General features: G+C 73.1%; 13 protein-coding genes. 1 reads left to right on the top strand and 12 read right to left on the bottom strand.

What is annotated here, in order from left to right; genetic code table 11:
• The first annotated feature begins 674 nt into the window (after positions 1-674).
• Positions 675-1631, top strand: a complete 957-nt coding sequence (locus tag IEV86_RS11490) for a type IV toxin-antitoxin system AbiEi family antitoxin domain-containing protein (protein WP_043603971.1) — start codon at positions 675-677, stop codon at positions 1629-1631.
• A gap of 240 nt (positions 1632-1871) precedes the next feature.
• On the opposite strand, the gene mmsB is transcribed toward IEV86_RS11490, so the two are convergent.
• From mmsB to IEV86_RS11430, 12 genes are all read right to left on the bottom strand, one after another.
• On the bottom strand, positions 1872-3053 hold the full coding sequence (mmsB, locus tag IEV86_RS11485) for a multiple monosaccharide ABC transporter permease (RefSeq protein ID WP_043603969.1): 1182 nt from the start codon (positions 3051-3053) through the stop codon (positions 1872-1874).
• Positions 3050-4594 (bottom strand): multiple monosaccharide ABC transporter ATP-binding protein, encoded by a 1545-nt coding sequence (gene mmsA, locus IEV86_RS11480; RefSeq protein WP_043603967.1) that lies wholly within the window; start codon positions 4592-4594, stop codon positions 3050-3052. The genes mmsB and mmsA overlap by 4 nt, the downstream gene beginning before the upstream one ends.
• 85 nt (positions 4595-4679) lie before the next feature.
• Positions 4680-5855: a multiple monosaccharide ABC transporter substrate-binding protein gene (gene chvE / locus IEV86_RS11475; protein WP_043603965.1), complete on the bottom strand. Its 1176-nt coding sequence runs from the start codon at positions 5853-5855 to the stop codon at positions 4680-4682.
• A 106-nt stretch (positions 5856-5961) separates the two neighbouring features.
• Positions 5962-6768, bottom strand: a complete 807-nt coding sequence (locus IEV86_RS11470) for a DeoR/GlpR family DNA-binding transcription regulator (RefSeq protein WP_043603963.1) — start codon at positions 6766-6768, stop codon at positions 5962-5964.
• Between the two features lie 352 nt (positions 6769-7120).
• Positions 7121-8629, bottom strand: a complete 1509-nt coding sequence (gene araA, locus IEV86_RS11465) for an L-arabinose isomerase (protein ID WP_043603962.1) — start codon at positions 8627-8629, stop codon at positions 7121-7123.
• A 123-nt stretch (positions 8630-8752) separates the two neighbouring features.
• Positions 8753-9466 carry an L-ribulose-5-phosphate 4-epimerase gene (locus IEV86_RS11460; RefSeq protein WP_043603959.1) on the bottom strand — a complete coding sequence of 238 codons (714 nt, stop codon included), beginning with the start codon at positions 9464-9466 and terminating at the stop codon, positions 8753-8755.
• A gap of 76 nt (positions 9467-9542) precedes the next feature.
• On the bottom strand, positions 9543-11162 hold the full coding sequence (locus IEV86_RS11455; protein WP_043603956.1) for a xylulokinase: 1620 nt from the start codon (positions 11160-11162) through the stop codon (positions 9543-9545).
• 178 nt (positions 11163-11340) lie between these two features.
• Entirely contained in the window at positions 11341-12366 is a 1026-nt protein-coding gene (locus IEV86_RS11450; protein ID WP_229734615.1) for a LacI family DNA-binding transcriptional regulator, read from the bottom strand.
• Positions 12363-13202 carry a pyrroline-5-carboxylate reductase gene (proC, locus tag IEV86_RS11445; RefSeq protein ID WP_043603950.1) on the bottom strand — a complete coding sequence of 280 codons (840 nt, stop codon included), beginning with the start codon at positions 13200-13202 and terminating at the stop codon, positions 12363-12365. The genes IEV86_RS11450 and proC overlap by 4 nt, the downstream gene beginning before the upstream one ends.
• A gap of 78 nt (positions 13203-13280) precedes the next feature.
• Positions 13281-14036 (bottom strand): hypothetical protein, encoded by a 756-nt coding sequence (locus IEV86_RS11440; RefSeq protein WP_152605570.1) that lies wholly within the window; start codon positions 14034-14036, stop codon positions 13281-13283.
• A gap of 120 nt (positions 14037-14156) precedes the next feature.
• Positions 14157-16565, bottom strand: a complete 2409-nt coding sequence (locus IEV86_RS11435) for an ATP-binding cassette domain-containing protein (RefSeq protein ID WP_081978553.1) — start codon at positions 16563-16565, stop codon at positions 14157-14159.
• Between the two features lie 108 nt (positions 16566-16673).
• Complete coding sequence (locus tag IEV86_RS11430) at positions 16674-19193, bottom strand: CHAT domain-containing protein (RefSeq protein WP_188484674.1); 2520 nt, start codon at positions 19191-19193, stop codon at positions 16674-16676.
• Positions 19194-19195 lie beyond the last annotated feature (2 nt).

Raw genomic sequence — 19195 nt, 5'->3', positions numbered from 1 at the left:
CGCCGAGGGTGGGTGGTGGGTGCTGCGTGCTCTCCGAGCCGTGGGTCCCGCTCCCTTGCGGGGCGGGCCACCGTCGGCCCGCTGCGCGCGATGTTAGCGCTCACAATTTGTTCAGACAATAGGTCTGAACGGTTCCGGACCACCGGATCTCCATCGGTGTAGATGCGCCGCCAAGCCGCGCTGCGCGGTGCGGGCGAGGACGGCGACAGCGACAGCCGGCAGCGGGTACCGAGCCACGGGCACACGGAGCCACGGGCGCCGCGGGCACCATGGCCGCTGTCGAACCTCTGTGAAGGCATCGGGTCGCTATCCGGACCAAACACTTCACACAGATCAGAGTCGGTGTGCTCCCGTGCTCGGCGCCGCGGGGGGCACCCGAGCACGAGGGAGGGCGCTGTACGGCCGCCGGTCCTGCCCGTCCCTGCAGCGCACCCCCCGGCGCCGTTGAGTGAAAGCCTCGAGCCGGAATGTGACCCGACCGCTTCACGCAAGAGCCCCGCGTCGCCGCGCACATCGCAAACGCTGGCCTGGTTCACGCACCGGGGCCGATCGGGTGGTGTCGGAGACCCTGTCGAGCACGTCTCCCCGGTCCCACCGACGTGTGGACGGCCTTCGTCCACCCATTTGGGCGACCAGGCCACCGGAGGCGACGCGCAGCCCGGTCGACTGGGTCCATGCGCCTCCCCGAAGCGACGGTCCAGCACCTCGCTGCCCACCAGGCGGGCGTCCTTGCTGTGGAGCAGCTGCTCGCCGCTGGGGCCGACCGCAGCTGGGTGCGGCGCAAGCTCGCCTCGGGTCGATGGCAGAGGCTGCACCGCGGCGTCGTCGTCGTGCACTCGGGACCGCTGCCGTGGGAAGCACGCGCCTGGGGAGCTGTCCTTCACGCGGGACCCGGTGCCGCCCTCAGCCACCTGAGCGCCGCACACGCCCAGAGGATCAGGACGGCGCGTCCGTCGGAGCCCCTGCACGTGTCGATCCCGGCCTGCCGTCGCATCACGGCCGCAGCCGACCTCGTCGTCCACCTGCGTCGGCGGATGCCGGACGTCGTCCTCGCCGCTCAGGCCCGCATCCCGAGCACCCCGCGCGCCGTCACCGTCATCGACGCCGCCGCCGGTGCACGCGGCGCCGACGGCGTCATCGCCTGGGTGACAGACGGTCTGCGGGCCGGCGCGACGGCCCGTGAGCTCAGAGACGTCCTGGCCGACCGGGCGCGGACGCCGAACGGTCACCTCCTCCGCGAGGTGCTGGGCGAGGCGGTGGCCGGGGTCGAGTCGGCACTGGAGCTCCGGTACGTCCGCGACGTCGAGCGGCGCCACCGCCTCCCGACCTCGTCGGCGCAGGACCGCGACGTCGTCGGCGGGCTCTGGGTGCGGGCCGACGGCCGCTATGAGCCGTACCGCACGCGAGTCGAGCTCGACGGCTGGTTGGGACATCCGGGCGGTCGCACGGACCGCGACACCTGGCGTGACAACGCCGTGCTGCTCGAGCGCGGGGAGCTCACGCTCCGGTACCGATGGCGGCACGTCGCGGTGACCCCTTGCGCAGTCGCCGAGCAGGTCGTCGCGGCACTGCGCGCCCGCGGGTGGGCCGGCACCCCTCGCCGCTGCGGCGCCGGCTGCGCCGTCGTCTGACGGCTGGCCGCGCAAGGCTCCGGACCCTGCGCGGAACGCCGCGGTCGCGCCGCGGTCGACCGGATCCGCACAACCGCTGCGGCACCCCGAGCAGGCTGAGGGGGCGCGGACCGGCGCGAGGCCCGGCGCGGAGGGCGGGACCCCGTTACGGAACCTGGCCCCGTGGGCAGCGCCCCCGGTCCGCACGGCGCGAGGCCCGGCCCCGCGGAGCGGGACCGGGCCTCGACGGGTGCGGGAGGGTCAGCGACCCGTGCCCGCCTTGCGCTTGTTCCAGACGTCGAACGCGACGGCCAGGAGCAGGACCAGGCCCTTGACGACCTGCTGCACCGACTGGTCGATGCCCATGAGCTGCATCCCGTTGGACATGACGGCCATGATCAGACCACCGACCATCGCGCCGGTGACCTTGCCGACACCGCCGGTGACGGCCGCGCCACCGATGAAGCACGCCGCGATCGCGTCGAGCTCGAACATGTTGCCGGCCGCGGGCTGGGCGGCGTTCGACCGTGCCGAGAAGACGACACCGGCGAGCGACGCGAGGAAGCCCATGTTGACGAAGATGAAGAAGTTGACCCACTTCACCTTGACGCCGGACAGCTGGGCCGCCGACAGGTTCCCGCCGATCGCGTACACGTGGCGGCCGAAGACGGTCCGGCTCGTGATGAGCGAGTACGTGATGATGAGGAACGCCAGCAGGATCAGCACGTTCGGCAGGCCACGGCTGCTCGCGAGCTGGTACGCGAACCACATGACGACCGCGGCCACCACGAGGATCTTCAGCACGAACAGCGGGAAGGCCTCGACGGACTGCTGGTACGCGAGCCGGGCACGACGCGAGCGCCACTGGCTGAACGCGTAGCCCGCGACCGCGATGCCGAAGACGACGAGCGTGAAGACGTCGTACCCGGGACCACCCAGCAACCCGTTCTGGAAGCCTGCCGAGATCGTGGTGTACGGCTTCCCGAACGGCGACAGCGAGATGTTGTCCAGGACCAGCAGGGTCAGGCCGCGGAACAGGAGCATGCCCGCGAGCGTCACGATGAACGCGGGGATGCCGACGAACGCGACCCAGAAGCCCTGCCACGCGCCGATCAGCAGGCCCGCGCCGAGGGCGGCGAGGACGCCCATCCACCACGGCATGCCGTTCTTGATGACGATGGTCGCCGAGATGGCGCCCGTGACGGCGACGACCGACCCGACCGACAGGTCGATGTGACCGGCGATGATCACGATCACCATGCCGATCGCGAGGATCAGGATGTAGGAGTACTGCAGGACCAGGTTGGAGATGTTGTTGGGCGCCAGGAGCAGCCCGTCCGTGATGACCGCGAACAGCGCGATGATCACCACGAACGCGATGTAGATACCGCTCGTCCGCATGTTCCGGGTGACGAGCTCCCGGATGTTCGCGACTTGAGTCATTGCACCTTGTCCGTTTCCTTCTCCATGGTCATGAGCTCCATGAGGCGCTCCTGGGTGGCGTCCTGCACCGGCAGCTGACCCGTGATCCGGCCGAACGCCAGCGTGTACACGCGGTCGCTGATGCCGAGCAGCTCGGGCAGCTCGGAGGAGATGACGATGACGGCCTTCCCCGCCGCGACCAGCCGGTTGATGATCGTGTAGATCTCGTACTTGGCGCCGACGTCGATGCCACGCGTCGGCTCGTCGAGGATGAGGACGTCCGCGTCGGTGTAGATCCACTTCGACAGGACGACCTTCTGCTGGTTGCCGCCCGAGAGCTTCCCGACGACGGCGAGCACGCTCGGCGTCTTGATGTTCAGGCTCGCCCGGTACTCCTCGGCGACCTTGAGCTCCTCGTTGCCGTTGACCCAGCCGCGCCGCGACATCTTGTGCAGGCCGGCGGCCGAGACGTTGCGCTTGATGTCCTCGATGAGGTTGAGGCCGTACTTCTTGCGGTCCTCGGTCGCGTACGCGATGCCGTGGGCGATCGCCTCGCTCACGGTCCGCATCTGGACCGGCTCGCCGCGCTTGAAGATCTGGCCGCTGATGTTGCGGCCGTACGAGCGGCCGAACAGGCTCATCGCGAGCTCGGTGCGACCGGCGCCCATGAGGCCGGCGATCCCGACGACCTCACCCGCGCGCACGGTGAACGACGCGTCGTCGACGACCTTGCGGTCCTGCGTGGGGTGCCAGACCGTCCAGTTCTCGACGCGGAGCACCTCGGGCCCGATGTTGGGGGTGCGCTCGGGGTACCGGTGCTCGAGGTCGCGGCCGACCATGCCCTTGATGATCCGGTCCTGGGTGGACTCGGGACGCGACATGTCGATCGTCTCGATCGTCCGCCCGTCGCGGATGATCGTCGTGCGGTCGGCGATCTCGGCGATCTCGTTGAGCTTGTGGGAGATCATGATCGACGTGATGCCCTGGCCCTTGAGGTGCCGGAGCAGGTCGAGCAGGTGCTCGGAGTCGCTGTCGTTGAGGGCGGCGGTCGGCTCGTCGAGGATGAGGAGCTTGACCTCCTTCGAGAGCGCCTTGGCGATCTCGATGAGCTGCTGCTTGCCGACGCCGAGCTGCCCGACGGGGGTGACCGGGTTCTCGTCGAGGCCGACGCGCGCGAGGAGCTTGGCCGCCTCGGCGTTCGTCTTGTTCCAGTCGATGAGCCCGCCGGTACCGCGCTGCTCGTTGCCGAGGAAGATGTTCTCGGCCACCGACATGTAGGGCACCAGGGCGAGCTCCTGGTGGATGATCACGATGCCCTTGTGCTCGCTGTCGTTGATCGACCCGAAGCTCACGACCTCGCCGTCGAAGACGATGTCGCCCTCGTAGGTGCCGTGGGGGTAGACGCCGGACAGGACCTTCATGAGGGTCGACTTGCCTGCGCCGTTCTCCCCGCAGATGGCGTGGATCTCGCCGCGCTGGACCTCCAGCGTGACGTCCTGGAGCGCCTTCACTCCCGGGAAGGTCTTGGTGATGGAGCGCATCTCCAAGATGTTGCTGCTCATGCGGCCTCAGTCCTTCACGTCTCGGGTGGCCACGGATGGGTGCCGACCCGGCGGGGAGAGGCTCCCCGCCGGGTCGGCAGTCAGATCACTCGGCGACGCCGGAGGCGACCTCTTCGGCCGTCCAGTAGCCCGACTCGACCAGCAGCGACTCGATGTTGTCCGCGTAGACGATGTCCGACTCGAGCAGGTACGACGGGACGACCTTGACGCCGTTGTCGTACGTCTCGGTGTCGTTCGCCTCGGGCTCCTCGCCGTTCAGGTACGCCTCGGCGGAGACGATGGCCTGCTGCGCGAGCTTGCGGGTGTCCTTGAAGATCGTCGAGAACTGGACGCCGTCGGCGATCAGCTTGACCGACGCGATCTCCGCGTCCTGACCCGTGATGACCGGCATCGGCTTGTCGGCCGAGTCCACCGCGTAGCCCGCGTTCTGCAGCGCGGTGATGATGCCGCGCGACAGGCCGTCGTACGGCGAGAGGACGCCGTGGACGATCGAGCCGTCGTTGTACTGCGCCGTGAGGAGGTCCTCCATGCGCTTCTGCGCGGTCTCCTGCTGCCAGCGCAGCGTCGCGACCTGCTCGATGTCCGTCTGGCCGGACTTCACGACGAGCGTGCCGTCGTCGATGAGCGGCTGGAGGACGGACATCGCGCCGTCGAAGAAGAAGAACGCGTTGTTGTCGTCCAGCGAGCCCGCGAAGAGCTCGATGTTGAACGGCCCGGCGGGCGCGTCGGCGACCTCGTTGCCCTCGGCGTCGAGCAGGCCGAGGCCCACGAGGAGCGAGGTGGCCTGCTGGACGCCGACCTGGAAGTTGTCGAACGTGACGTAGAAGTCGACGTTCTCCGAGTCGCGGATGAGGCGGTCGTACGAGATGACCGGGATGCCCGCGTCGGCAGCGGCCTGCAGCTGGCCCGAGAGGGCCGTGCCGTCGATCGCGGCGATGATCAGCGCCTCGGCGCCCTTGGTGATCATCTGGTCGATCTGCTGCTGCTGGGTGGGGATGTCGTCGCCCGCGAACTGCAGGTCGACCTCGAACCCGGCCTCGGTCAGGCCCGCCTCGACGGCCTCGCCGTCGGCGATCCAGCGCTCCGAGGTCTGCGTGGGCATCGCGACGCCGATGAGGCCGCCGGCCTCGGCGCCACCCTCGGTGCCGCCACCGGTCGTCGTGTCGTCGTCGTTGGAGCCCGCGCCGCCACCGCCGCACGCGGCGAGGGTCATCGCCAGCGTCAGGCCCGCCGCGGTCACGGCGAACTTCTTGGTGCTCATTCTTCTCCTCCTCGAGAGAACTGCTCTTCCTGAGTGGGCTGGTCGTCGACCGGGCCCTGCTGCCCTGACCAGGACCGGTCAGGAAGTGTGTGGTGCATCTGGGGGGTCACTCGACGCGGACCACGTCCACGTCGGCCCGTCGCAGCCGGGCCAGCTCGTGCGCAGGGGCCGAGGCCCCGGTCACGACCGTGTCGACGTCGCGGACCGAGCCGATCCGGCCCAGGTGGACCTGACCGAGCTTCGAGCCGTCGGCGACGACCACGGTGCGGTCGGCGGCGGCGATCATGCGCTGCTTGATCTCCGCCTCCGGGAGGTTCAGGTTCGTCACCCCGTGCTCGGCGTCGACGCCGTTGCACCCGATGACGGCCAGGTCGGCGTGCAGCCGGCCCAGCAGGACGGTGGCGAGCGGGTCCACCAGCGAGTGCTGGAGTCGCCGCAGCGTCCCGCCCGTGACGACGACCGTGAACCGCCCCAGCGCCGGCTCGAGCTCGAGCGCGATGTTGAGACCGTTCGTGATCACCGTGACGTGCTCGAGGTCGGCACGGGCCACGAGGGCCCGGGCCACCGCCGTCGTCGTCGTCCCGACGTCGAGCAGGATGCTCGACCCCGAGGCGACCACCCCGGCGACGTACTCACCGATGCGCTGCTTCTCACCGGCGAACTCGACGAGCGCCTCCTCGAAGGAGGGCTCGGCGCGGTTGGAGCCTGCGGCGGGCGCCATCGCGCCACCGCGGACCCGCCGCACTGCGTGTGTGCTCTCCAGAGCCGCGAGGTCCGCACGGACCGTCACGTCGGAGATCCCGAAGGCCCCCGCGAGGTCGGCGACGCGGACGAACTGCCGTTCCGCGATCACCTGGAGCATGCGCTCGCGACGCGTCGTCACGGGCAGCGGCTCCGTCTCGTCCTTGAGCACGCCCCTACTGTCGTCGGGCCGGTCGCCTTGCGTCAACTTCTTGAAGCCAACTTTTGATTGCGAAACTGTAACGGCCGGATCGACAGTTCCGAAGAGGGCCCTAGGTCCTGGCCGTTCCAACATCATCGCAGGTCAGAGGGCAAATCGGGCGCTCCGGGCACCTGTCACGGAGCCCGTCGACTACGGGTCACGCTTTCGTTTGTGAAAGTGAATGCAACGGTTTCACAACCTCCGGGCGCGCTCCACCGCACGACGGCGACGTGCAGCGCCCTCGTCCGACATCACCCGGACGGGTGGTCCGGCGCCCCTCGCGAGGGCGCCGGACCGGCCGCCGGGCCACCGTCACGACGGGTCAGAGACCCTGCGCGACGCGGTGGTAGACCTGGTTCCAGCGGAGCTCGTTGGCGAAGCCGCGCGACGTCGTGCCCTCGTCGATCACGAGCAGCTCGGTGCGCGCGATGTCCGCGAAGTCCGCGAAGACGTCGACGCCGACCTGCGTCGAGAGCACCGTGTGGTGCGCCGCGCCGGCCATGAGCCACGCCTCGGCGGAGGTGGCGAAGTCCGGCTTGGGCTTCCAGACGGCGCGCGCGACCGGGAGGTTGGGCAGGTCCTGGTCCGCGCCGACCACGTCGACCGCGTTGGCCGTGAGCCGGAAGCGGTCCCGCATGTCGGACATCGCCACGACGACGCCGGGGCCCGGGTCGGTGTCGAAGACGAGCCGGACCGGGTCCTCCTTGCCGCCGATGCCGAGCGGGTGGACCTCGAGCGACGGCCGCGACGTGGTCAACGTCGGGCAGATCTCGAGCATGTGGGCGCCGAGGATCTTCTCGTCGCCCGGGGTGAGGTCGTACGTGTAGTCCTCCATGAGCGACGCGCCGCCGGGCAGGCCCTCGCCCATGACCTTCGCGGCGCGGACGAGGATCGCGGTCTTCCAGTCGCCCTCGGCGCCGAAGCCGAAGCCCTTCGCCATGAGGCGCTGGACCGCGAGGCCCGGGAGCTGACGGAGCGCGCCCAGGTCCTCGAACGTCGTCGTGAACGCGGTCGCGCCGATCTCGCCGAGCAGCGCGAGCAGCGCGAGCTCCTGCCGAGCGCCGTAGCGCAGCGAGTCGTGGCGGTCGCCGCCGCGCCGCAGCTCGGGCACGACGTCGTACAGGTCCTCGTACTCGGCGACGAGCTCGTCGACCGCGGAGTCCTGCACCGCGTCGACGGCCGTGACGAGCTCGTTGACGCCCCACGTGTTGACGGACACGCCGAAGCGCAGCTCGGCCTCGGTCTTGTCGCCCTCGGTCACCGCGACGTTGCGCATGTTGTCGCCGAAGCGCGCGAGGCGGAGCTCGTGCGTCGCGGCCCAGCCCGCGGCCGCGCGGACCCACGTGGCGACCTTCTGCTGCACGGTCGGGTTGGACACGTGCCCGACGACGGTCTTGCGCGCGACGCCGAGGCGCGTCTGGATGTACCCGAACTCGCGGTCGCCGTGCGCGGCCTGGTTCAGGTTCATGAAGTCGAAGTCGATCGTCGACCACGGCAGCTCGACGTTCGCCTGCGTGTGCAGGTGCAGCAGCGGCGTGCGCAGCGCGTCGAGGCCGAGGATCCACATCTTCGCCGGCGAGAACGTGTGCATCCAGGCGATGACGCCGATGCAGCGGGGGTCGGCGTTCGCCTCGAGCGCCATGCGGTGGATCGCGTCGCGGTCCTTGAGCACCGGCTTCCAGACGATCCGCACGGGCACGACGTCGGACTCGTCGAGGCCGCGGGCGATCGCCTGCGACTGCTCCGCGACCTGCCGGAGGGTCTCCTCGCCGTACAGGTCCTGGCTCCCGGTCAGGAACCACACCTCGCGGTCGGCGTAGGGCTTCGTCATGGTCTCTCCTCCAGCGCGGTGCGCGCTCGTCATCGGTGTCTCGTCAGGCTGGGTGGGGCTGGGTGGGGCTGGGTGCGGGGCTGCGTGGGCCGGTGCCGGCCGCGTCGGGTCGCGCGGGCCGCGTCAGCGGCCGTACACGTTCTGGTAGCGGTCGTAGAGGCTGTCGACGTCGGCCTGCGCGATGGGCAGCGGCTCGCCGAGCTGACGCGCGACGTGGATGGTCCGGGCGACCTCCTCGCACATGACCGCGGCCTTGACGGCGGCCTTGGCGTCCTTGCCGATCGTGAAGGGTCCGTGGTTGCGCATGAGGACGGCGGGGCTGCGCGACCCGCGCAGCGTCTCGACGATCCCGCGGCCGATCGAGTCGTCACCGATCAGCGCGAACGGGCCGATCGGGATGGGCCCGCCGAACTCGTCGGCCATCATCGTCAGCACGCACGGCACCTCCTCGCCGCGCGCGGCCCAGGCGGTCGCGTACGTCGAGTGCGTGTGCACGACGCCGCCGACCTCGGGCATGTTCCGGTAGACGTACGCGTGCGCCGCGGTGTCCGACGACGGCGACCGCTCGCCGTCGACGAGCTCCCCGTCGAGGTCGCACACGACCATCGCCTCGGGCGTCAGCTCGTCGTACGTCACGCCCGACGGCTTGATCACGAGCAGGTCGTGCTCGCCCGGCCCCGCCGCGGGGTCGACGACGACGCGCTGGGAGACGTTGCCCGCGGTCCACACCACGAGCCCCCACCGCGGGAGCTCGGCGTGCAGCGCCGAGACGACCTCGCGCGTGCGGGCCACCGCGTCGCGCACGGCCTGCGGGTACGTGTCGAGCTGGGCGGTCATGGCCTGTCCTCCTGCGTCGGGCGTCGTCCCGCTCTGCGCGGGACCTCGGGGGTCACGGGGGTGACGGGGGTGCGGCTCACGCGTCGTCGTTGCCGGTCGCCTCGGTCGCGGCGCGCTCGACGGCGAGCCCCGCGACGTACCGGTCGAGGAAGACCGCGTAGCCGCGGACGTCGTCGGCGTCGGGCTCGACCACGTCGACCTCCGCCCCGGCGAACACGCGGTCGTCGAGGTAGGACCCCAGGTCCTGCCCCTGCCCCGCCACGAGGTAGCCCGCGAGCACGGCCATGCCCCACGGGCCGCCCTCGCTGGCCGTCCGGGCCACCGCGACGGGTGCGCCGACCGCCGCCGCGAGCAGCCGCTGCGCGACGCCCGCGGTCCGGAACAGACCGCCGTGCGCGAACAGCGTGTCGATCTCGACACCCTCGCCCGCGAGCACCTTCATGCCCAGGCTCAGCGTCGCGAAGGCGCCGTAGACCTGCGTCCGGACGAAGTTCGCGAGCGTCAGCCGGCTGCCGGGCGTGCGGACGACGAGCGGCCGGCCCTCGGTGAGCCCGGTGATCGGCTCGCCCGAGAGGTAGTTGTAGGCGAGCAGGCCGCCGCCGTCGACGTCGCCCTCGAGCGCCTCGCGCAGCAGCGCGCCGAACACCTCGTCCGGCGCCGCCGGGCTGCCGAGCACCGTCGCGAAGCGGCCGAACACCTCGGCCCAGGCGCCGAGCTCGCTCGCTCCGTTGTTGCAGTGGACCATCGCGACCAGGTCGCCCGCGGGCGTCGTCACGAGGTCGAGCTCGTGGTGCACCCGCTCGAGCGGACGCTCGAGCACGACCATCGCGAAGATGCTCGTGCCGACGCTCACGTTCCCGGTGCGGGGCGCGACGGCGTTCGTCGCGACCATGCCGGTCCCGGCGTCGCCCTCGGGCGGGCACAGCGGCACACCCTCCTGGAGCGTCCCGGTCGGGTCCAGCAGCGCGGCGCCCTCCTCGGTGAGCCGACCGGCCTCCTGGCCGGCGACCAGCACCTCGGGCAGGAGCTCGGCGAGGCGCAGCCCGGGACGGCGGCCCGCGACGCGCTCGTCGAAGGCGGCGAGCATGCGCTCGTCGTACGCGTGCGTCGCCGGGTCGACCGGGAACATGCCGGACGCGTCGCCGACGCCCAGGACCCGGCGGCCCGTGAGCCGCCAGTGGACGTAGCCCGCCAGCGTCGTGACGAAGCGGACGTCGGGCACGTGCGGCTCGTCGTCGAGCACCGCCTGGTAGAGGTGCGCGACCGACCACCGCAGCGGGATGTTGTAGCCGAACAGCTCGGTCAGCTCGGTCGCCGCGCGCTCGGTGGTGGTGTTGCGCCACGTCCGGAACGGCACGAGCAGCTCGTCGTCGGCGTCGAACGCGAGGTAGCCGTGCATCATCGCGGAGACGCCGAGCGCGCCGAAGGTCGTCGGGCGGACGCCGTGGCGCCGCTCGGTGTCGGCGAGCAGCTCGGCGACGCACTCCTGCAGGCCCGTCCAGACGGCGTCGAGCGAGTAGGTCCACATCCGGTCGACGAACTGGTTCTCCCAGTCGTGCGCGCCGGTCGCGAGGACCGTGCCGTCCTCGGCGATCAGGCACGCCTTGATGCGCGTCGAGCCGAGCTCGATGCCCAGCGAGGTGCGGCCCTCGGCGACGGTCGCGCGCAGGTCGGTGGTGGGGGGCTCGACGGCCATGTCGCTCCGTCCGGGACGGCGTGTGCACCCGCCGCGGGGACGCGGCGACGGTGCGCCGCCCGCTGGTGCCGGCGGCTCACCGATGTTAACGCTCACACGGGAGGGGTCAAGGTTCCGGAGGTCCTAGATGGCCCGTTCGGGCCAACCTCACCCGCACCACGTCGGCCACGCCCTCCGGTCAGCCGTCGCCGTCGTGCCGCGGCGGGCCGGAGCTCTCCCGGACGACGAGGTGCGGCTCGACGACGCTCGCGGGCGCGTCGTCGCCCTCGATGAGCCCGAGCAGCATCGCGAGGCACCGGCGTCCGAGGTCGCCGAACTCCTGCCGCACCGTCGTCAGCGGCGGGAAGAAGTGCGCCGAGCCCGCGACGTCGTCGAAGCCGACCACCGACACGTCGTCGGGGACCCGCACGCCGCTCTCCGCGAACGCACGGAGCAGCCCGAGCGCGAGGAGGTCGTTCGCCGCGAACACGGCGGTCGGCAGGCGACCCCCTGCGACGAGCTCGCAGCCCACCTCGTACCCGCGGTCGGCGCCCCAGTCCCCGCTCAGCGGCGCACCCGGCTCGATCCCCGCCGCGCGCAGCTCGTCCTGCCAGCCGCGCACGCGGTGCCGCGCGTCGAGCCAGTCCTGCGGCCCGGCGAGGTGCGCGACGTCGCGGTGGCCCAGGTCGATCAGGTGCCGGACCGCGAGGCGTGCGCCGCCGTACTGGTCGACCGCGACGGCGTGCAGCTCGGCGCCGGGCAGCTCGCGCGGGCCGACCATGACGACGGGGACCGGCGAGGGGAACTCGCGCACCGCCTCGACCGCGTCGTCGTGCGCGGCGACGACCACGACGCCGTCGGCGCCCTGGCTCAGGAAGTGCTCGAGGACGGCGCGCAGGCCGTCCTGCTCCCACGCGGCGACGGTCGCGAGGCTCACGAAGTAGCCGGCCTCACGGGCCGCGTTCTCGATCGCGATGAGCGTGCTCGTCGGGCCGAACAGCGCCGAGCCCGACGTGACGACGCCGATGATCCCGCTGCGCCGCGTGACGAGCGCGCGTGCGGCGGTGTTGCGGCGGTACCCGAGCTCCCCGATCGCGGCCAGGACGCGCTCACGCGTCTCGTCGCGCACCGACGGGTGGCCGTTGAGCACGCGCGACACCGTCTGGTGCGACACGCCCGCGAGGGCCGCGACGTCGCTCATGGCCGGCGGCCGCGCGGCGCTCATCCCTCGAGCTCGGCGCTCAGGGCACGGGACCGGTCCCGTGCGGCCTCCGCCGCCGCGACGACCGCGGCCCGCACGGCGTGCGCGTCGAACTGGCGCAGCCCCGCGGCGGTCGTTCCACCGGGCGAGGTCACGCGCTCGCGCAGGACGACGGGGTGCTCGCCCGTCTCGTCGAGCAGCGCGACCGCCCCGCGGAACGTCGCGGTCGCGAGCTCGAGCGCGCGGTCGCGCGTGAGCCCCAGGACCACGCCCGCCTCGGCGAGGGCGTCGACGAGCGCGAACACGTACGCCGGTCCCGAGCCCGAGATCGCCGTCACCGCGTCCATGTCCTTCTCCGCCGCGGCCACGACCAGGCCGGTCGCGGCCAGCAGCGCCGTCCCCGTCGCGACGTGCTCGGGTGTCGCCGAGCGACCGGGCGCCACCGCCGACGCCCCCGCGCCGACGAGCGCGGGCGTGTTCGGCATGACGCGCAGCACGGGTGTGCCCTCGGGGAGCAGTCGCTCGTAGAAGGCCGTCGTCAGGCCCGCCGCGACGCTCAGCACGACGGCACCGGGCGCGAGGTGGTCCGTGACCTCCGTCAGCGCGGCCCGGACGTCGCCCGGCTTGAGCGCGACGACGACGACCTCCGCGCCGCGCACGGCGTCGGCGAGGTCGTCGGTCGTGCGCACGCCGTACCGGTCACGCAGCTCGTCGGCGCGCTCGGCGCGGCGCTCGCACACGGCCACGCCGCCGGCGGGGACCCCCGCGCGCAGGACGGCCGCGAGGATCGCCTCGCCCATGACGCCGCCGCCGAGCAGGGCGACGGACCGGACGGGAGCCGCGGGTGGCGCTTCGCTCATGAGGGCCTCCGGTTCAGGACGACGGTGCCGTGAGCGTAGCGGCGCGTGCGTGTCAGCCGGCGGGACGCGGGCGACCCGTCACAGCGGGAACGCCGCGTAGACGTCGCGCACGGCCGTGGCCGGGCCGTCCAGCCGGAGGAGCGCGGTGCCGTTGGTCCAGTGCACCGTGCCCGAGCCGTCCGGTCGCGTGACGAGCAGGTAGCGCCCGACCTGCGTCCCGTCGACCTCGACCGGACCCTGCTCGAGGGTCGGCTCGGTCGGGGCGGCCGGCTCCGTCGGCTCCTCGGTGGGGGCGGCGGGGTCCTGCGTCTGCTCGCCCGCCGCGGCGTCGTCGGCCGACCCCGTCGGGGTGCCCACCTGGTCGACGGGGATGCCCGCGGCCGCCGCCTCGGCGGCGAGCAGCTCGTCGAACGCCGCGCCTGCGGCGTCCGCGTCGCGCCATTGGCTCGCGAGGACGACGACCTCGGTCGTCCCGCCGTCGCCCAGCACGAGGCGGTACGCCTCGACCGCCCCCGAGGCGACGGCTGCCTGGTCGGCGGTGCTCTCGGTCAGCGCGTACTCGAGCACGGTCCGCGGCAGCGACTCGAAGAAGCGCGTCCCGGGCTCGACGTCGATCGGGTCGATCGTCGGCGTCGGGACGGGGAGCGTGACGACCTCGGGGTCGGCCGGCTGCGGCGCCGCCTCGGGCTCGCGGTCGTTCGCGAGGAACAGCACGGCGACGACGACCGCGACGACCACGGCGAGCACGAGCACGACCCACGGCCACCTGCGCCGCCTCGTCAGGCCGCCCGCTCGGTCGTCGCCGTCCACCGGGACGCGGGTCGCCTCAGTCATGCACCTCTCCTGCCGCTGCCGTCCGGTCAACCCTAGGCGGACAGGGCGGATCGCGCCGGTCGCCTCGCCGCGGCGGGGTGCCCGCGGGCGGCCGGCAGGGGCGGAGAGCATGTGCCCCCGTCAGGCGCCCACGTACTCCGCGAGGTGGCGTCCCGTGAGCGTCGAGCGCGCGGCGACTAGGTCCGCCGGCGTGCCCTCGAAGACGACCCGGCCGCCGTCGTGCCCCGCGCCGGGACCGAGGTCCACGATCCAGTCCGCGTGCGCCATGACGGCCTGGTGGTGCTCGATGACGACGACCGACGTGCCGGAGTCGACCAGGCGGTCCAGCAGCCCGAGGAGCTGCTCGACGTCGGCGAGGTGCAGGCCCGTCGTCGGCTCGTCGAGCACGTAGACGCCACCCTTGCCGGCCATGTGCGTCGCGAGCTTGAGCCGCTGCCGCTCGCCGCCGGACAGCGTCGTGAGCGGTTGCCCGAGCGTGAGGTAGCCCAGGCCGACGTCGGCGAGGCGGTCGAGGATCGCGTGCGCCGCCGGGGTGCGGGCGTCGCCGACGCGGAAGAACTCCTCCGCCTCGGTCACGGGCATCGCGAGGACCTCGCTGATGTCGCGACCCCCGAGGGTGTACTCGAGCACGGACGCGTCGAACCGGCGCCCCTCGCACTGCTCGCACGTGGTCGAGACGCTCGCCATGACGCCCAGGTCGGTGTAGATCACGCCCGCGCCGTTGCACACCGGGCACGCACCCTCGGAGTTGGCGCTGAACAGCGCGGGCTTGACGCCGTTGGCCTTGGCGAACGCCTTGCGGATCGGCTCGAGCAGACCCGTGTAGGTCGCGGGGTTGCTGCGCCGTGACCCGCGGATCGCGCCCTGGTCGACCGTCACGACCCCGTCGCGCCCGGCGACCGAGCCGTGGATGAGCGAGCTCTTCCCCGAGCCCGCGACGCCCGTGACGACGACGAGCACGCCGAGCGGGATGTCGACGTCGACGTCCTGGAGGTTGTGGGTCGAGGCACCGCGGATCTCGAGCGCACCCGTCGGCGTGCGGACCGCGGGCTTGAGGGACGCCCGGTCGTCGAGGTGCCGCCCGGTGAGCGTCCCGCTGGACCGGAGGCCCTCGACGGTCCCCTCGAAGACGACCTCGCCACCGGCCGAGCCGGCACCGGGGCCGAGGTCGACGACGTGGTCGGCGATCGCGATCGCCTCCGGCTTGTGCTCGACGACGAGCACGGTGTTGCCCTTGTCCCGCAGGCGGAGCAGCAGCTCGTTCATGCGCTGGATGTCGTGCGGGTGCAGACCGATCGTCGGCTCGTCGAACACGTACGTGACGTCGGTCAGGGACGAGCCGAGGTGGCGGATCATCTTGGTCCGCTGCGCCTCGCCGCCGGACAGCGTGCCGGAGGGCCGGTCGAGCGAGAGGTAGCCGAGCCCGATCTCGACGAACGAGTCGAGCGTCTCGCGCAGCGCGGTGAGCAGGGGCGCGACGGACGGCTCGTCGAGGCCGCGGACCCAGGTCGCGAGGTCGGTGATCTGCATCGCGCACGCGTCGGCGATGCTCACGCCGCCGATCCGCGACGACCGGGCGGCCTCGCTGAGGCGCGTGCCGTCGCACTCGGGGCACGTCGTGAACGTGACCGCGCGCTCGACGAACGCGCGCACGTGCGGCTGCAGCGTGTCGACGTCCTTGGACAGGAACGACTTCTGGATGCGCGGCACGAGCCCCTCGTAGGTGAGGTTGACGCCCTCGACCTTGACCTTGCGAGGGGACCCGTGCAGGAACTCCTGGAGCTGCTTCGCGGTGAACCTCTCGATCGGGACGTCGATCGGCACGACGGCACCGAAGATGCGCCCGTACCAGCCGTCGGCGCTGTAGCCAGGCACGGTGATCGCGCCCTCCGCGATGGCCTTCGACGCGTCGTACAGCTGCGTGAGGTCGACGTCGTTGACCGACCCCATGCCCTCGCAGCGGGGGCACATGCCGCCCGTGATCGAGAACTCGCGCTTCTCGGCGCGCGCGACGCCGCCCTTCTCGAGCTTGACCTGCCCGACGCCGCTGATCGACGCGACGTTGAACGAGAACGCCTGCGGCGAGCCGATGTGTGGCTGCCCGAGGCGGCTGAACAGGATCCGCAGGAGCGCGTTGACGTCCGTCGCGGTCCCGACCGTCGAGCGCACGTTGGCGCCCATGCGCTCCTGGTCGACGATGATCGCCGTCGTCAGCCCCTCGAGGACGTCGACGTCGGGCCGCGCGAGGTTGGGCATGAAGCCCTGCAGGAACGCGCTGTACGTCTCGTTGATCATGCGCTGGGACTCGGCCGCGATGGTGTCGAACACCAGCGAGCTCTTGCCCGACCCCGAGACACCCGTGAACACCGTGAGCCGGCGCTTGGGGATCTCGATGCTCACGTCCTTGAGGTTGTTCTCGCGCGCTCCGTGCACGCGGATCAGGCCGTGGCTGTCCGCGACGTGCGCGTCCGGCGACGACGTGGGGGTGGCCGTGCTCTCGGACCTGCTGGTGGACGTGCTCGTGACCATGCTGGGCTCTCCGTCCTCGGGATGCGCTCGGCCCCACGCTAGGGCGGGCCACCGACACCGTGCTTCTCCGTACCTGACCGGTGGGGGGACCGGGACTGAGCGGGCCGCTCACCACCCCGCGCCGTGCACCGCGAACGACGTGCGGACCCCGAGCGCGGCGGTCGCCTCGCGCAGCGCGTCCGACGGCGCCCGGCCGCGCGCGAGGCGGCGGTGCACCTCGGCGAGGAGGTCGCCCGCGACGGCGTCGTTGACGGCGGACCCGGCCGCGACGACGCACCGCGCGCCCGCGTGCAGCCACGCCTGCGCCATCCCGAGCGCCTCCCGGCCCCACCCCTGCGCCGAGCGGCCGAGCTCGCACGCCGACAGCACGACGACGGCGGGCACGGCGTCGAGGCGGTCGACGTCGTACCCGAACCACGGCCCGTCGCCCAGCTCGAGGCCCGAGAACAGCGGGTTGTCCGCCGAGTGCCGCCCGTGCGCGGCGACGTGCAGCACGTCGACGGACCGGGCCACGGCCGCGACCGCCTCCGTGGACGCGGGGTGGTCGAGGACGACGGCGTGCGGCGCCCACGCGGCCGCCGCGGCGCGGACCTCGTCGGCGGCCCGCGGCACGTCGGGCCCGGCCGCGAACCCCGCGGTGCGGGGCGCCCGGGGTGCGCGCCCCTGCTCGAGCCAGCGGCCGACCGACGTCGGGCGCGTGAGCGAGCGTCCGCGGAAGGTGTCCAGCGCGTCCCACGGCACGCCCGCGAGCGCGCCCGGCACGGTCAGCACCGCGCGGTCCCGGCGCAGCAGCCGCGCGACCGGGAGCCCGAGCACGGCGTCGAGGCGGGTGAGCCGCTCGTCGAGGGCCCCGGCGACGACGGCGGCGAGGGGCGCGGGGAGGTCGGCACCGGCCGCGTCGAGGTCCGCGAGCAGACCGTCGAGCAGGGCGCGCACGGGCGCCCACGGCCCGAGGTCGACGAGGTGCGCACGCCCCGACACGACGAGCGCCGTGAGCCGGTCGCCCGACCACAGGTAGGTCACGAGGTCGGCGTCCGTCGCGGCGAGCGCCGGGACGACGTCGTCGAGCGACGGCACGGTCCCGACGACGCCGTGCCCCTCGCGCTCCCACCCACGGCGCCGGACGGCGTCGCGCAGCACCGCTGCGCGCAGCACCGCCTCGCGCCGGCCCCCCGGGCCCGCACCCGGTGTCCCGAGCAGCCGCAGCCGGCGCAGCTCCGTGAGGTCGGCGGCCGTCGCCGGGTCGGACGGCGGACGTAGCGGGGCCACGCGGCTCGCGAGCCCCCGCGCGCGCTCGGACCACTCGAGCACGCGTGCGGGGTCGCGCGTCGACACCGCGGCCCGGATCCCCTCGAGGACGAGCCCCCGGCCGTGGAGGGCGAGCCCGCTCTGGAGGTCGACGCTGCCCGACGCGGCCTGCCAGGTCTCGAGCTCGTCGAGGCCCGCCGCCGCGTGCGCGAGGACCCGCCGGGTCGCGCCCTGGGCGGCGGCGACCTCGGCCCGGACCTCGCGCTCCAGGACGCGGACGAGCACGGGTGCGCGGGGCGTGACGCGCACCCGCCGCAGCCTGGCGGCGGCGTCGGCGGGCCGGCCGGTGCGCAGCTCGAGGCGGGCGCGCTGGAGGCGCAGCGCGGTCGCCTCGGCGGTGAGGCCCCGCGCGGCGAGCTCCGCCGACGACGCGTCCAGCCGGGCCGCGAGGTCCTCGACGCGTCCGGACGGGGCACGAGGTGGCTGGACGCTGCCCGGCCGGACGCGGCCCGGCCCGCCGAGCACCTCGGCCGTCAACGCGCACGCGTCGGCGCGTGCGGCGCCCAGTGCGTTGCCCCGGGTGCGGTACCGGCGCGCCGCACGGCTGGCCACAACGGCCGCCGCGGTCACGTCCGTGCCGAGCAGCGCGCCCGCGAGCGCGAGCTCCGCGTCGGCCTGGGCCTGGTGCAGCCGCCGGGAGCCGAAGACGCGCGCGACCGCGGTGAGCAGCCGCACCGCCTCGGTCGTCTCGCCGGCCGCGGCGAGCACCGCAGCACGGTCCAGGTCGCACACCGCGAGCGTCACGGGCGAGAGCCCGACGAGGACCTCACGCGCCCGCTCCATGAGGCGCAGCGCGCGGACGAGGTCGCCGCGCACGAGCGCCGCGTACCCGTGGTTGTGCCGCGCCTTGGCCTCCTCGACCACCTCCCCGGCCAGCTCGAGCTGCTCGGCGGCCGCGCCGAAGTCGCGCTCGGCCCGCAGCACCTGGCCGTGGTCGAGGTGCGCGAGCCCGCGGTTGAGCAGCACCCGCCCCAGGCGCGCGGGGTCGTCGGCGAGGGCGCCCGTCGCGGCCGTGAGGTGCTCGAGCGCGGCGTCGAGGTCGCCGCGACGCAGCTCGACGAGGCCGACCTGGCTCACGAGCAGCGCGCGCGTGCGTCGCGACAGCCCGGGCGCGGCCAGCGCCGCGCGGCACAGCGCGAGGGCCTGGTCGGGGTCGCCCGTCTCGGCCAGGAGGTACGCGCGCGTCCCGGCGATGCGCGCGACGAGGTCCGGGTCCGTGGTGCGCTCGGCCGCGCGTGCGAGCGTGCGTGCCGCGAGCGCGTGCCGCCCCGCGTTGCCGTGCGCGACGGCCCGCTCGTGGAGGTCCTGCGCGGTCAGCACGT

Origin of the sequence: Cellulomonas carbonis, from assembly GCF_014636275.1 — a bacterium.
GTDB classification, from domain to species: Bacteria; Actinomycetota; Actinomycetes; order Actinomycetales; family Cellulomonadaceae; genus Actinotalea; species Actinotalea carbonis.
Note: the sequence above shows the minus strand (reverse complement) of the source record. Positions and strands in the feature narration are given on the sequence as shown.